A 14,661-nucleotide genomic window follows, 5' to 3' on the forward strand; every position below is an offset into this window, starting at 1 on the left:
ACCAAAGCTAGAGTAATCTTGAACGAACTGCTATTCAAAAAAAACTCTCGGTTACCTACCTCCAAATTATACGATTTGGTTGGCGGATCGCGTCAGAACCTTCACAATACCTCTCTGTTTAATTTCGTGTACATCGACTATTGGCTGATCTCCAATAACGAGATCGCCTTTGAAGTAAAAGTGGACGAACGCTGGTATTTATGGGCTCTACCCATTTTTGAACACGCCGGCCGAAATTTCAGTTCCTTTTTGGAAAACGGAGACTGGTCGAGGATAAATTACGGCCTTTACCTTAAGCGGCTTAACTTCAGGGGCATGAATGAGACCTTTAAAATGAAATTGAGGCTGGGTTATTTGAACGAGGTTGTTCTATATTATAAGTCCGCCGATTATAACAATCGTATTAGTTGGGGCTCGGCACTGGGATATCACGTTAACAACCAAGTATCCTATGATATTATAAACAATGAGCCCGTATATATTAAATCGAACCATGCCATTCTGCAACAAAAATGGAAGTCACGTTTCATGTTAAATTATCGCCATAAATTCTATCATCGCCATAGGTTAACTCTGGGCCATGATGCCTTTCACATTAAAGACACGCTGGCAGCGCTCAACCCCGACTATTTACCTCACGGAAATACATCCTTAACCTATTTGAACCTGGCTTACACCTATAATTTTGATAAACGCGACAATAAATCTTACCCGATAAAAGGCAGTATGGTTGAAGGAACCATAATGCAGAATGGTCTGGGTATTATCTCCAACAGCTACTCCAATCTTACTTTTATCCTTAAATTCCAACATTACGGAATGATATCCAATCGACTATACTACGGTTGGAATATGGGAGGCATAATGAACACATCCGATAACAAGCCTTTAATTGTTAATTCCGAGTTGGGATACAACGAGTTTTTAAACGGTTATGAGTACAACGTTATCGACGGCACCAGTTTTGCCTATAGCAAACAGAAAATATCATTTGAACTGATCCCGACAAAAACAGCTTACCTCAATTTTATCGATCTTAATCAGTTTTCGAAATTCCATTACGCTCTGTATCTAAAAGCTTTTGCCGACGGAGGGTATGCCCATAAAGGTAATCCCGGCATTACCAATACATTAAGCAACTCTTTTTTATACAGTTATGGTATTGGATTAGACTTAGTTACCTACTACGACAAAGTTGTCTCACTTAATTATTCAATCAATAAATTTGGTGTAAGTGGTTTCTATATCCACCTGAATTTAGCGATGTAATATATTTTTTGGAAAAATTAATGGTATTTTTGTATTAAATATGCCTAAATGATTGAGTCAACCAAAGGAATAGTTTTAAACTACACACGATATGCCGAGTCGAGTATCATCTCCCACATTTATACCCAAAGATTCGGTCTACAGTCCTATATGATCAATCAGGTTAGGAGCCGAAAAAACAAGGGAAAAAATGTTTTCCTACAACCGCTTACGCTGTTAGACCTTGAAGTGTACCATAACGATAAAAAAACGGTGCATCGAATCAAGGATTTTAAGGTGAACACCCCATTTACGCAAATACCGTTTGAACCTGTGAGGCGAAGCCTGGCTTTTTTTATTGCCGAAGTGCTCAACAAAGCGCTAAAACAAGAGGACAAAAGAGAAGAAAGTTTATTTGATTTTTTGCATCAGTCTATATCCATCCTCGACAGTCATTTGCTTGGGGTCCAAAATTTTCATCTTTTTTTATTGTTCCGATTAACGCGCCCATTGGGTTTTTACCCACATTTCCAGAATATTGAGGGCTGCAAATATTTTGATTTGAAAAAAGGCTTGTTTCAGCAATCCGAACCTGCACACCCGCATTATATGAACCACTCCGAAACTGCTATTCTACTCCTACTGGAAAAAACCGGAATTGATGAGCTTGAGCGCATTCGAATTAGTCAGGATGAGAGAATAAATTTTATCGAGAAAATGTTGGAGTATTACCAGCTGCACCTTGCCGGTTTTTCCAACATAAAGTCACTTGAAGTATTAAAGGAATTATTCCGATAGTAGAAAAAAACATGCCTTTGGCGTAATATTAATGTAAATCCATCCCTTAAGGATTATTTATAGAAAAAACTTTTGTAAATTGCTTTGCCTTTGACTAAAAATTAGTGCGTAAAAACTATTTTAAGCCATGGTAAAACCCATAACAATAAAGCGTTAACTTTTGTATTTTCGAAAGATTGACGATTAAAACAAATAACCAAACTACGTACTAGAACTATAATTAATATGATTACACACAATACAGATAACCTGACATCGCCAAAGGCTATTATTGAATATGCCCGGGAAACGTCGTTGCTAAATTTAGCAGAAAGCCATTCGTATGTGAAATGCAACTCAAAGTTGGAGCAAATATTGCTTAACAAAGTTCTTCCTAATGCAAACTATCCTTCGCCCAGGTTTGGTTTGATGGACTTAAGAGCGTCCATTTCAGCCAAGACCTCCAAGTTATACGATCACAGATACGATCCGGAAACGGAGGTTACCATTACCTCCGGGGTTAAACAAAGTATTTTTGCTGCCATTATGGCCTTTCTGAAAGAAGGAGATGAGGTACTGGTGTTTGAACCCACCCACAGAAGCTACGAGCAAGCCATTGAAACGACAGGTGCACGTCCTGTAACCGTTACCTTACGTCCGCCCGATTTTCATGTGGAATGGGAAGAGGTACAAAAATTAATTTCCACCACCACCCGCATGATTATTATTAATTCACCTCACTTCCCTACTGGTTCAACCATGTCTGAATTGGACATGATACGTCTTCAGAAAATCCTGAACGGCACCAACATTGTGGTTATAGCTGACGAATCGTTCGAGCATATCGTGTTTGACGGTGAAATGCACCAGAGTATCGCACTTTACCCGTTGTTAAGGGAACGTAGCATTATTGTATCCTCGTTCAACGAAACGCTGAATATTCCCAATTGGCATATTGGATATTGCATGGCTTCGGCCAAACTAACCAATGAATTACGTAAAATAATTGACATTGTTGGGGAAGGCATTAATTTGCCTTACCAAATGGCAATCGCAGAATATATTAATCAGCAAAGTAGTTTCAATCAACTTGCAGCATTTTACCAAAAGAAAAGGGATTTATTTCTGTCTATCATAGAAGACTCCAAGATCAAAGCCATCCCTAGCAAGGGAACCTATTTTCAATTGATAAGTTTTGAAACGCCTATTGACAAAAGCGATGTGGACATGGCCTACAAATTGATTCGGGAGCAGGATATTGCTACAGTTCCCATCAGTTTCTATTATCGCGAGAAAAGCAAAAAGAAATTCCTGCAAATTAATTTATCATTAAGCGACGAACAAATTATTGATGCAGCAAATAGATTAAAAAGCATTTAACCCAACGAGGCTAATATTTGAACGCAAATAATCAACAACACCATTGCTACTGGATAAACCGTGGCATATGCTATGGATGGCGCATTGGTTTCTGTCATGGGATCCACGGCCGCCAACCCGGGCGTACTTGTCATTGATCCGGTTAATGCCCCCAACATTGAAAGAACATTAACCTTAAATGCCCATTGCGCAACCGCAGCCCCCAGTATCATGGGGATAAGTGTAAGTCCGCCCCCAACTAAAAACAAAGTGAAGCCATATTGATTAAACGTTTCGACAATATGAGCACCCGCTTTTGTTCCGACGCCAGCTAAAAAAAACATCAGTCCAAGCGTCCGCAGCAGTTGGTTAGCGCCCCCCGACATGGACCAAATGATCGGCCCTGTTTTTCCAATCCGGCTTAAAATCATGGCTACAGTTAGCACACCCCCTGTTAACCCTAACGAAAAAGTAAAGGAATGGCCGAAATTGAGCGAGAATTTACCCAGGAAGAATCCCAACACTATACCTGCGGCAATGGGAAAAAAGTTAGTATCTGATAGCTTTTTACTGTTACCTCCAAATATTTTGGTTACCAATTGCATATGCGCCTTGCTGCACGATATTTTAATTTTATCGCCCATTTGTAAGCGTAGGTTTGGGGTTGGTGTTATATCAATACCTGAACGTCGTACCCTGGTGATCGTAACATGGTAAGTAGCCGTCCACTGATATATTTCCTTAATGGTTTTGTTAACCACGTTGGCATTAGATACAAGTATCGACTGTATTTCGTAGCCTTGTTTCAAAGGAATTTCCTCTTTTGTTTCGCTTCCAATCAAAAGTTCCACTTTTTTTAGAGCCTCTTCGGTACCAACCACCTTGATAATATCTCCCTGGTGCAGTATAGTTTGGGAAGAAGGAACGTGTGGTTCCCCATTTGTTTTAACACGGGAGATCACACCTTGCGTCATCGTCCTAACCCTTAGCTCACCGATCGATTTACCGGCAACGTTATCGTTTTCTACCTTAAAATGTCTATAAAATATTTCGGGAAAGCTTTCTTCGGATGATTTCTCGTAATCTTCCTCTGCCTTTTGAAGATTAACCCTTGTAAATTTAGGGTACAGACGAACAAACAAAATTACACCAATCACCCCAAAAGGATAGGCGATACCATAACCAATGGAAACACCTGTGGAGCCCGTACTTTCGATGGCCGCAGCCAAACCTGGCGTACTTGTAAGCGCACCGGTTAAAAGACCAATGGCCACTGCCACTTCAATATCAAATAAAACTATAGCTAAATAAGTAAGTGCCGAAGCGGAAATAATTACAACGGCAGCCATTGCCACTAAGGTTCTGCCTTGTTTTTTAAAGGAATCGAAGAAACCCGGCCCAGCCTGAATACCTATAGTATACACAAAAAGTATTAACCCTATTTTTTCGATAATGGGCGGCATGACCAAGCCATAATGTCCGAACACAAGAGCTACAAAAATAATTGCTGAAATATCGAGTGATATTCCCTTAAATTTGGCATTTCCAATAATATAGCCCAAACAAATAATAACGAATAGGGCAAAATACCCTTGCTGCAAAAACTCCCACATAATTAAATCAGATTAGGCCGCCAAAGATAACTATTTATCAGGTATTCATTATAGAGCATACCTTTTTGTAATGTTTATTAACATTAGTTAAAAATTGAACATTGTAACATCTGAAAATATGTGCATAAGTTACATATTTTCATATCTCACTATATATCTGCACCTTAAATATTAGCTTAAAACACCAGGGAATAAATTTTTAACCATTAGCCGATCCGTCGGCATAGGTGGAGTGCTAATTATTGTTAACAAATATGGTGTGCAATAACACTTAAAAGCGATTTCTCTTACATTTGCCGTCCGTTAAATAAAGCCCCTATAAAAAAAATAAAAATGAGATTGATTAATTTAATTGCACTTAGCCTGGTTTTAGTTTCAAGCAACAATTTAGTTGCCCAACATCATGAGGGTGAAAATATTCACGTCGGTAAAAGCGGCCCCGAAAATGTTCACGGGAAACATAAAGTTGCCTTTTATGCCGGTTTTACCCATGTTGAAGCAGCATTTTACGAACACGAAACTCACCAGGAAAGCACCGGGAAATGGATCCCGACTATCGGAGCGGAATATTATTATACCTTATCCAAAAAATTTGACCTCGGTGTATTAGCCGATATTGAGCTGGATGAATATTACATACATACCGACCAACATAATGAATTGTTACGAAATAATATTCTGGTAACAGCAGCTGTTGCACGTTACAAGCCATTGCACAGGTTGGGGATTTTTGCTGGTCCAGGCATTGAAACCGAATTTATTGAAGGTGAAGATTCAGAAATGTTTATGGTGTTAAAAGCAGGTATCGATTTTGAAGTTGAGATTGCACAAGGATGGGAATTAACCCCTATTTTCTCTTATGACTTTAAAGAACATTACTCTTCCTATTCTTTCGGTGTTTCAATCGGAAAAAGATTCTAACCATATTAACAAAAGTTGTCCTAAATGCTAATAAAACCAGCAATAACCAGGGCAACTTTTAAACTTTTATATCTAATCCTATTTTTCATTGCATACCATTAGACCTAAAGCAAAGCAGTGCCTTAAATTGCTGGATGCCAATTGACAATTTTCTATCTCAACTTTCATAGCCAGGCTGCCTTGTAAAGCTACCTTGTAAAACCATGTTCCGCATTTTTTTACGACAACACAGAATTAAAAAATATTGGTTATTCGACTTTAGGCCTAAATTTTTTCTGTAAGCCAAACATAAACTTCCTCAATATCTGATCCTTACAAACCCTATACTGATTCTGTCCGGGTTTACGAAAAAAAGCGCTTAACTCATGCTTGCTTATTCTAAAATCCGACAAGGAAAGAATTTCAATCATATCAGCATCCTTTAACTGAAGGGCAATCTTAAGCTTTCGCAGGATTAAGTTATTGTTCAACCTTTTTTCGTTTACCGGTATTTCACCATCTTTTTTTCCTCTTTTTAAAATAATAAAACCATTTAAGAACGCCGAAAAAAATTCATCCACAATTGTTGTAAACGATTCGTCTTCTTCCTTCTTTAACCAATCGCTTACCTGAGCGCGGCTAACGGTAACGTTCGCCAAGGCAAACAACTTTATCATATTATCGTCGTCAATATCAAAAGTATATCTTAAACTTCTTAAAACGTCATTATTATTCATCCTGCCAACTTTATATTTAGCGCGCCAAGATAATAATAGATCAATAGATTTTAGAAAAAAGACCCGATAATTATCACATATACTTACAATATATGGCGCTCAAAATCTCACGAATTGCTTCAGTTTTTCAGCGAATCAGTAGGCGGAAAAACATAATATCCCAGTCCGCACAACTCAAATTACTCGCTATAAACAAAGATTGCCAAAACAAAAGAGAAAACCTTACTTTGCATTGGTTCTTTTTTTTATCTTTACGCCCAATTTTTATGATGAAAAAGAAAGATAGCCAACATACACAACGACAGCTTAGAAACTCATATTTTACCACTGTAATTAGTATTGCACTGGTATTATTTTTATTGGGGTCGGTGGGATATCTGATGTTGAACGCACAACGTCTCTCGACATATGTGAAGGAAAACATTGGTTTTAACATTGTATTAAAGGATAACGTCAGGGAAGTAGAGGTTCGAAGACTTCAGAAATATCTGGATGCCTCCTCCTATGTAAAATCCACCGAGTATATCGACAAGGAAAGAGCAGCCAAAGAGCTCCAGGATCAATTGGGCGAAGACTTTGTGGAATTTCTGGGATACAACCCACTCCTTTCTTCGATAGAGGTTAAATTATTTGCAGAGTACGCCAATCCTGACAGTATTAAAAATGTTGAGGAAATTTTCAGTTCGTTTTCACAAGTCAAAGAGGTTTTTTACCAAAAAAACCTGATCCAGAAAGTAAATGAAAATGTAAACAAAATAAGCTTGATATTACTAACGTTCAGTATATTGCTATTACTAATAGCAATAGCACTTATCAATAATACCATCCGTTTGTCGGTTTACGCCAAAAGGTTTCTGATTAACACCATGCAGCTGGTTGGCGCAACCAAAGGGTTTATCAGACAACCGTTTGTGAGCATCAGTGTTTTTCATGGCTTTATAGGCGCGGTTATCGCCAATGGCATGTTGGCCGGAGTCATTTATCTGTTGCACCAGGAATTAGGCGGTTTTATCGGATTCGATAATATTGAATTAATCGGGATATTATTTATTTTGGTTATCATTGTGGGAATCCTTCTTTCGTTGGTTTCAACCTATTTTGCGGTAAATAAATATTTGCGATTAAAAACTGACCAATTATATTTTTAACTTACAACTATGTCAAGCAACAAACAGGAAAAAAAATTTGAGTTTGCCCTATCTAGGGAAAACTATGTTTTAATGGCTATTGGTTTCGCCATTGTTATATTAGGTTTTGTTTTAATGATTGGAGGTAGAAGCGAGGACCCAAATGTTTTCAACGAAGAAATATATGGCTTTCAAAGGATTACTTTAGCCCCCATGTTGGTGCTGGCAGGTTTTGCTTTTGAAATTTATGCCATCATGAAAAAACCTAAGAAAAACGAATAGCCATTTCTCTTACCTATTTACCAAGAATACAAAATGAACTGGATAGAAGCATTAATCCTTGGCATAGTGCAGGGATTAACCGAATTTTTACCTGTTAGCAGCAGTGGTCATCTGGAAATTGGCAAACACCTGTTGGGTGTTGAAGCCACCGACAACCTAACTTTTACAGTGGTGGTTCATGGAGCTACCGTATTAAGTACGATTTTTGTTTTCAGAAAAGATATAGCCCAATTAATAGCGGGCTTGTTTGCGTTTAAATGGAATGAGGAAACCCAATATCTTTTTAAAATCGCGGCGAGTATGATTCCAATCGCGATTGTAGGTGTTTTTTTCAAAGACCAGGTAGAAGCACTTTTCGGTACCGACAATATAATGCTTTTGGTGGGATGTATGTTGCTCATAACAGCTACATTGCTGGCCTTTACGTTTTATGCTAGAGCAAAGGACAAGGACGTTTCGTTTAAAGATGCGTTCATCATAGGAATTGCACAAACAATTGCCGTACTACCTGGCATTTCCAGATCAGGCTCAACCATTGCTACAGGTCTGTTACTGGGAAACAAAAGAGAAGCCGTTGCCCGGTTTTCATTCTTAATGGTACTGATTCCAATTCTGGGCGAAAACGTGTTGAGCCTTTTAAAAAACGACTACTCAAGTTCAACTTCGATTGGAATCCTTCCTGTAATGGTGGGTTTTACAGGAGCGTTTGTGTCGGGTTTGTTGGCATGTAATGCCATGATTCAACTGGTAAAAAGAGGAAAACTGATTTATTTTGCATTGTACTGTGCCGTGGTAGGTGTAATTGCCATAGCCTTTTCATTGTAAAACACAACATAACAAAAAATAGCAATTGTCAGTGGACATTACCCCAGGCATTTGTTGCGTATAAAAAATGTTGAAAATGGAAGTGGAAAATATAAAACCCGGAGGGTACGATTTTAAAGAAGGGGAGGTTTTATTGTTTGATAAACCGTACGAATGGACATCCTTTGATTTGGTCAACAAAATACGGAAGCTGATCAGAAATGCATTAGGCGTTAAAAAAATAAAAGTTGGCCATGCCGGAACATTGGACCCATTGGCAACCGGACTTTTGATTGTTTGCACAGGAAAAGCCACCAAAACCATCGACAGCTATCAAGCCAAAGAAAAAGAATACATTGCTACACTTAAATTAGGCGCAACAACACCTTCCTTCGACTTGGAAACCGAAATTGATGCCGAATATCCCACGGAACACATCAACCGCGAACTTGTTGAAGAAACCTTACATGCATTCATAGGCGAACTGGACCAAATACCCCCGGCTTTTTCTGCCGTGAAAGTGAAAGGGAAAAGAGCTTATGAATTCGCCCGCAAAGGAAAAGACCCGGGGTTAAAACCGAAGAAACTAATTATTACCGAAATAGAAATTCTTGAATTTGATCAGAACCAATTGATATTAAGAATTGTTTGTAGTAAAGGAACATACATACGTGGTTTGGCACGTGATATTGGACAGGCGCTTAAAAGCGGAGCCCACTTAACAGCCCTAAAAAGAACCCGTATCGGTCTGTTTATCAACGAAAATAGCATGAATATCGAAACCTTTGAAAAAAAATTAAAATAATTTGTAACCTTTGGCAAATCTCTGCGTATAAGGTTGCTCCTATGCGCATATTTACCTTAAATAACACAATCTCAATTACATCAATAGGTTTAAATAGCATTTTTACCCAATAAGTTACTACGTATCAAACGACAACGCGTTTGTACCGTATAAAATAGAAAAGAACCGTTGTTGACTAAAATATAAAGCAAACACAAATGAAGTTATCGAAGTTTAAGTACAATCTTCCTGAAGAACTAATAGCCTTACACCCAGCCCACAATCGCGACGAAGCCCGCATGCTTGTCCTGGACAAAAAAACCGGAGAGATAGAACATAAGGTTTTTAAAGACCTGGTTACATATTTCGAAGACCAGGACGTAATGATCTTTAATAACACCAAGGTTTTTCCAGCACGGCTGCACGGAAACAAAGAAAAAACAGGAGCAGAAATTGAAGTGTTTTTACTTCGCGAATTGAACCGTGATCAGAAACTTTGGGATGTATTGGTTGATCCGGCACGAAAAATTAGGATAGGCAACAAGCTTTACTTTGGCGAAAGCGACGAAATGGTAGCCGAAGTTATTGACAACACTACCTCACGTGGGCGTACGTTGCGTTTCTTGTACGACGGCCCTTACGATGAATTTAAAAAAGCACTTTTTGGTTTGGGCGAAACACCACTTCCTAAAATTATCAACCGCAAGGTAGAACCTGAAGACAAAGAACGTTACCAAACCATCTACGCTAAGCACGAAGGTGCGGTTGCCGCACCTACTGCGGGCATGCACTTTAGCAGGGAGCTGATGAAGCGCCTGGAAATCTTAGGCGTTAACTTTGCGGAAATAACTTTACATGTTGGATTAGGAAACTTCCGTTCGGTAGATGTTGAGGATCTAACGAAGCACAAAATGGATTCGGAGCAAATATTTATCACCGAAGAAGCCTGTAACATTATTAACAAAGGGAAAGATGACCGCCAAAAAATTTGTGCTGTAGGAACAACGGTTATGAGAACCATCGAAAGTTCAGTCTCTACTTTTGGCCACGTTAAACCTTTTGAAGGATGGACAAACAAGTTTATTTTTCCCCCATATGAATTTAATGTTGCTAACTGCATGGTCTCAAATTTCCATCTTCCATTATCCACTTTAATGATGATGACCGCAGCATTCAGCGGTTACGACAATTTGATGAACGCCTACGAAGTAGCTGTTAAAGAAAAGTATCGCTTTGGTTCATACGGAGATGCCATGTTGATATTATAACCTTGTTAATAAAATATCCAAAGCCGCATTACATTGATAATGCGGCTTTTTTATTTCACTATTCCTTCTTTGTACGTCCTTATAGCCCTTTCCCTGGCCATGGCATGGTCCAACATGGGTTTAGGGTAATCCCCCGTCCCAAACTCCGGAATCCATTGCTTGATATAAATAAAATCAGGATCAAATTTTTCCTGTTGACTAGTGGGATTAAAAACCCTAAAATAAGGTGCCGCATCACATCCTGTTCCTGCTGCCCATTGCCAATTGCCTATGTTCGACGCCATTTCATAATCCAACAGCCTGGACGAAAAATAAGCTTCGCCCCAGCGCCAGTCAATCAATAAATGCTTGCACAAAAACGAAGCTACCACCATACGTGCACGGTTGTGCATATAACCGCTTTCATTTAATTCCCGCATTCCCGCATCTACCATAGGAAAACCAGTCTTCCCATTGCACCAAAGCTCAAATTCCATTTCATTGTTTCTCCAGGAAATAAAATCATATTGTTTTTTAAAATTGCGAGTTGCCGAATGAGGGAAATGATATAATGCCTGCATAAAAAACTCCCGCCAGATCAATTCCGAGAGAAACACCTCGCTTTTTCCCATCGCCACCTCCACCGCCTTTCGTATACACGTAGTACCATAGCGCAGGTGTGGCCCCAGGTTTGACCCTGAGTTTTTAAACGGGTAGTCGCGGTTTTTACCATAGTCTTCCAACCCTTCGAGGGTAAAATCCTTCACCGTTAACCTCCCCCTGTCAAATCCCAGCGAACGTAGGGATGGAAAAGGTAAAACCCCATCTAGAAAAACAGGCCTCCATTCGCTCCTTCGAATCGGCTCCATATCCTGATACCGCCTTAGCCACTGCCTTTTATACGGTGTGTAAACAGAATATGGACTTTGGTCTTTCTTGACCACTTCGTCCTTGGCAAAAATTACACGGTCTTTTAAGAGCTGAAATCCCACACGATGGGCTACACACAAATCTGCAATCATACCATCACGTTTTATTCCGTCCGGCTCATAATCTTCAGCTGCATAAATGGCATTTACGTTATATTTTTGAAAGATAGTTTTCCAAATCTCTACTACATTCCCTCTTGCTACCCAAAGCGAGCTACCGTGCCCTTTCAGTTCTTGATATATAATATTCAGCCGATCGTGAATAAATGAAATTCTGCTATCATCCGAATCCAGCTTGCAAACTGCCGACTCATCAAAAATATACACGACAAGAATGGGCTGTTTTTCCCTGGCAGCTCCTTGTATGACCGCATTATCGGCTAACCTCAATTCATTTCTGAGCCAAACGATGTTTATTCTGGTAGTTGTACTTTTCAATTTGTTAAATATTATATTATTCTATTTTTTTTTACGTTATTGTTTAAACCATAAACCTAACAGTTCCTAATATTTGAAACACAATTGGTACCATTCTGTTTAAATATTGATAACTTTATACAAACACAATATCAAGAAAAGCTGACTTGGAGGATTACTTATGATTAGATTTTTAATTCCAGTTAATTTTGCGCCGTACACCTTAAAGGCAATTGAGTATTGTACCGCAATAGCAGAACATGTGGGTGGTGAAATTACTTTACTTTATTGTTATACCAACTTTTTGAGTGAAAGCGACGGAGAAAGCGACAGCGAAACCGACAGTGGAAACGAAAAATCTGAAACCACAATACTTTCGCACCAAGATGCTTATACCGAACTTGAAAAATTAAAGGCACACGTTCTTAGCAATACCAGGAGAAGCAATAACCTCCAAATCAAGCTGCGGGTTTTAGATGGATATCCGGAGGTTGCGATTCAATTGTTTTGTAAGGAATATTACCCCGATTTAATTGTAATGGGAACAAAAAGCAAGGGCGAAACTATCAAGGAACTCCTGGGCAGTGTAACACTGGATATCATTAAAGGTGTGTCCTTTCCGGTTATGGCAGTCCCTATCAATTACAGCTTTAATCTTGACAAAATCAACAACATACTATTTGTAACCGATTTTGCGAAGTGCGAATACACCTCACTCCACAAATTAGTCCGACTAGTGGGTACTTTTAAAACCAAAATACATAATGTTCAATATTGTCCTGCTGGAAAAGAAAAAGTAGACGCAGAACAATTGAAAGAATACAGTGAATATTGTAAATCTACCTACAGGAACCAAAGCATGATTTGCGATTATATTTGCGGACACGATATGGTTGCAGCATCCATGGAATACATTGAAAACAACAATATTGATTTAATGGCTATTACGCGTAAAAAGCGTAACTTTATTGCTAAAATGATGCACCCCAGCCAAACCAGGAAAATTCTCTTTAGCGCAGAAATCCCTACCTTATTCTTTCACAAATAAACATAAATAATACTTAAGCGGAATAAATGCTTTAATACCATTTTTCTTTTCCCCTGGCAAGGAATACGCACAAAGCTTGTTCCGTCGCAATGAAAGCCCAAGCTAATGCGAAGAAGTTTAAGAAGGTGAATAAAAATAGCGTATAATCAGCCCGGAGAATGAGCAATACCCAACCTACTTATAAAAAAGTAAAGCTTTTTTATAACATCTGTGCAACATTAGTTCCTAAAAAGGGATTTTTAAATTAAATTTACCCGTCATTTTATGATGACTTTTATCATGGTAGTCCCGTGGTTTACCAAATAGATGTTTTGCTACAAGCAGCGAAAATCTCTTAATATCAAATTTTACGCAATGAAAGTAGGAATATTATCAGCAGGCGGGGACTGTCCCGGAATAAATGCAGCCATAAGAGGAGTAGGAAAAACAGCCATTGTTCAGTATGGTATGGAAGTAATTGGAATCTCAAACGGTTTTAGTGGGCTTATCGATATGGATTACGAACTGTTAACCGAAGATAAATTATCCGGTATACTCACATTGGGAGGAACCATCCTTGGCACTTCACGAATGAAACCCTTTAAACCGCAAGAAGGGGACACCGTGGAAGACAAACCTCAGGTAATCAAGGAAAATTACCATAAAATGGGATTGGATGCGCTGGTTTGTATTGGAGGTAACGGAACGCAGCGCACGGCCAACTTACTATCCAAGGAAGGACTCAACATTGTTGGACTGCCAAAAACGATTGATAACGACGTTTGGGGTACCGATGTCACATTTGGTTTTGATTCTGCGGTCAACATTGCCACCGATGCGATTGACCGACTTCATACCACTGCCAACTCTCACAAACGCGTTATGGTGATTGAAGTAATGGGCCACAACGCAGGCTGGATAGCATTGCATTCGGGTGTTGCCGGAGGCGGCGACATCGTGCTGCTTCCTGAAATAGAGTACGATATGGATGTGATTACCAATGCACTCCTTAGACGTTCCGAAAGAGGCAAACCTTATTCCATTGTGGTGGTTGGCGAAGGCATTAAGGTTCCGAAAAAAAAGAGCGCCGCCCGATTTATCGGAAAACAAATCCAGGAACGGACAGGTCTTGAAACACGCGAAACTATTTTAGGCTACACACAAAGAGGTGGCACTCCTTCTCCAGCCGACAGGGTTCTGGCAACCCGCTATGGTTCTTACGCAGCCAAAATGATCAAAGACAAAAATTTCGGCTCGATGGTTTGTGTTAAAAACAATCAAATCAACTCTGTTGCATTGGAAGAAGTAGGGGGGAAAACTAAATTAATTGAACCGAACAACCGGTTAGTCATGAAAGCTCGAAATATGGGCGTGTGCTTTGGCGATAAATTATAGTTAAACTTAAGTTAA

General features: G+C 39.2%; 14 protein-coding genes. 11 read left to right on the plus strand and 3 right to left on the minus strand.

From position 1 onward, the window contains the following. Positions 1–18: 18 nt before the first annotated feature. From ACT29I_RS10085 to ACT29I_RS10095, 3 genes are all read left to right on the plus strand, one after another. The gene (locus ACT29I_RS10085; protein ID WP_444793351.1) at positions 19–1,269 is read left to right on the plus strand and encodes a hypothetical protein; all 1,251 of its coding nucleotides are present in this window, start codon (positions 19–21) and stop codon (positions 1,267–1,269) included. A 48-nt stretch (positions 1,270–1,317) separates the two neighbouring features. Further along, complete coding sequence (recO, locus tag ACT29I_RS10090) at positions 1,318–2,046, plus strand: DNA repair protein RecO (protein ID WP_444793352.1); 729 nt, start codon at positions 1,318–1,320, stop codon at positions 2,044–2,046. Between the two features lie 225 nt (positions 2,047–2,271). Beyond that, positions 2,272–3,405, plus strand: a complete 1,134-nt coding sequence (locus ACT29I_RS10095; protein WP_430932524.1) for an aminotransferase class I/II-fold pyridoxal phosphate-dependent enzyme — start codon at positions 2,272–2,274, stop codon at positions 3,403–3,405. Here the strand turns inward: ACT29I_RS10095 and ACT29I_RS10100 are convergent. After that, positions 3,402–4,997, minus strand: a complete 1,596-nt coding sequence (locus ACT29I_RS10100; RefSeq protein ID WP_430932522.1) for an aspartate:alanine exchanger family transporter — start codon at positions 4,995–4,997, stop codon at positions 3,402–3,404. The genes ACT29I_RS10095 and ACT29I_RS10100 overlap by 4 nt on opposite strands. Before the next feature lie 333 nt (positions 4,998–5,330). Between ACT29I_RS10100 and ACT29I_RS10105 the strand changes: the two genes are divergently transcribed. Continuing rightward, a complete protein-coding gene (locus tag ACT29I_RS10105; protein ID WP_430932520.1) occupies positions 5,331–5,918 on the plus strand; it encodes a hypothetical protein in 588 nt (195 codons plus the stop codon). A gap of 248 nt (positions 5,919–6,166) precedes the next feature. On the opposite strand, the gene ACT29I_RS10110 is transcribed toward ACT29I_RS10105, so the two are convergent. After that, on the minus strand, positions 6,167–6,634 hold the full coding sequence (locus ACT29I_RS10110) for a YehS family protein (RefSeq protein ID WP_430932518.1): 468 nt from the start codon (positions 6,632–6,634) through the stop codon (positions 6,167–6,169). 266 nt (positions 6,635–6,900) lie between these two features. Here ACT29I_RS10110 and ACT29I_RS10115 point away from each other — a divergent pair, with 266 nt between their 5' ends. The 5 genes from ACT29I_RS10115 to queA all read left to right on the plus strand — a co-directional run bounded on the left by ACT29I_RS10115 (position 6,901) and on the right by queA (position 10,899). Beyond that, positions 6,901–7,782 carry a cell division protein FtsX gene (locus tag ACT29I_RS10115; RefSeq protein ID WP_430932516.1) on the plus strand — a complete coding sequence of 294 codons (882 nt, stop codon included), beginning with the start codon at positions 6,901–6,903 and terminating at the stop codon, positions 7,780–7,782. Between the two features lie 9 nt (positions 7,783–7,791). Then, positions 7,792–8,043 carry a DUF3098 domain-containing protein gene (locus ACT29I_RS10120; RefSeq protein ID WP_430932514.1) on the plus strand — a complete coding sequence of 84 codons (252 nt, stop codon included), beginning with the start codon at positions 7,792–7,794 and terminating at the stop codon, positions 8,041–8,043. 33 nt (positions 8,044–8,076) lie between these two features. Next, positions 8,077–8,868 carry an undecaprenyl-diphosphate phosphatase gene (locus ACT29I_RS10125; protein ID WP_444793353.1) on the plus strand — a complete coding sequence of 264 codons (792 nt, stop codon included), beginning with the start codon at positions 8,077–8,079 and terminating at the stop codon, positions 8,866–8,868. 76 nt (positions 8,869–8,944) lie between these two features. Continuing rightward, positions 8,945–9,652, plus strand: coding sequence for a tRNA pseudouridine(55) synthase TruB (gene truB, locus ACT29I_RS10130; protein ID WP_430932510.1), 708 nt, complete (start codon positions 8,945–8,947; stop codon positions 9,650–9,652). A gap of 197 nt (positions 9,653–9,849) precedes the next feature. Beyond that, complete coding sequence (queA, locus tag ACT29I_RS10135; protein WP_430932508.1) at positions 9,850–10,899, plus strand: tRNA preQ1(34) S-adenosylmethionine ribosyltransferase-isomerase QueA; 1,050 nt, start codon at positions 9,850–9,852, stop codon at positions 10,897–10,899. Between the two features lie 50 nt (positions 10,900–10,949). Here queA and ACT29I_RS10140 read toward each other — a convergent pair whose 3' ends face one another. Beyond that, positions 10,950–12,245, minus strand: coding sequence for a cryptochrome/photolyase family protein (locus tag ACT29I_RS10140; RefSeq protein ID WP_444793354.1), 1,296 nt, complete (start codon positions 12,243–12,245; stop codon positions 10,950–10,952). Positions 12,246–12,405: 160 nt separating this feature from the next. Here ACT29I_RS10140 and ACT29I_RS10145 point away from each other — a divergent pair, with 160 nt between their 5' ends. Further along, positions 12,406–13,272, plus strand: a complete 867-nt coding sequence (locus ACT29I_RS10145) for a universal stress protein (protein WP_444793355.1) — start codon at positions 12,406–12,408, stop codon at positions 13,270–13,272. A 354-nt stretch (positions 13,273–13,626) separates the two neighbouring features. After that, positions 13,627–14,646, plus strand: coding sequence for a 6-phosphofructokinase (locus tag ACT29I_RS10150; RefSeq protein WP_430932505.1), 1,020 nt, complete (start codon positions 13,627–13,629; stop codon positions 14,644–14,646). Positions 14,647–14,661: the final 15 nt, after the last annotated feature.

This window comes from Saccharicrinis sp. GN24d3, from assembly GCF_052400645.1.
Taxonomy (GTDB): domain Bacteria; phylum Bacteroidota; class Bacteroidia; order Bacteroidales; family Marinilabiliaceae; genus Saccharicrinis.

Bases quoted from the DNA above. Each gene is read 5' to 3' on its own strand.
- recO (WP_444793352.1), top strand. From the start codon at position 1,318: ATGATTGAGTCAACCAAAGGAATAGTTTTAAACTACACACGATATGCC.
- ACT29I_RS10095 (WP_430932524.1), top strand. From the start codon at position 2,272: ATGATTACACACAATACAGATAACCTGACATCGCCAAAGGCTATTATT.
- ACT29I_RS10100 (WP_430932522.1), bottom strand. From the start codon at position 4,997: ATGTGGGAGTTTTTGCAGCAAGGGTATTTTGCCCTATTCGTTATTATT.
- ACT29I_RS10105 (WP_430932520.1), top strand. From the start codon at position 5,331: ATGAGATTGATTAATTTAATTGCACTTAGCCTGGTTTTAGTTTCAAGC.
- ACT29I_RS10110 (WP_430932518.1), bottom strand. From the start codon at position 6,634: ATGAATAATAATGACGTTTTAAGAAGTTTAAGATATACTTTTGATATT.
- ACT29I_RS10115 (WP_430932516.1), top strand. From the start codon at position 6,901: ATGATGAAAAAGAAAGATAGCCAACATACACAACGACAGCTTAGAAAC.
- ACT29I_RS10120 (WP_430932514.1), top strand. From the start codon at position 7,792: ATGTCAAGCAACAAACAGGAAAAAAAATTTGAGTTTGCCCTATCTAGG.
- ACT29I_RS10125 (WP_444793353.1), top strand. From the start codon at position 8,077: ATGAACTGGATAGAAGCATTAATCCTTGGCATAGTGCAGGGATTAACC.
- truB (WP_430932510.1), top strand. From the start codon at position 8,945: ATGGAAGTGGAAAATATAAAACCCGGAGGGTACGATTTTAAAGAAGGG.
- queA (WP_430932508.1), top strand. From the start codon at position 9,850: ATGAAGTTATCGAAGTTTAAGTACAATCTTCCTGAAGAACTAATAGCC.
- ACT29I_RS10145 (WP_444793355.1), top strand. From the start codon at position 12,406: ATGATTAGATTTTTAATTCCAGTTAATTTTGCGCCGTACACCTTAAAG.
- ACT29I_RS10150 (WP_430932505.1), top strand. From the start codon at position 13,627: ATGAAAGTAGGAATATTATCAGCAGGCGGGGACTGTCCCGGAATAAAT.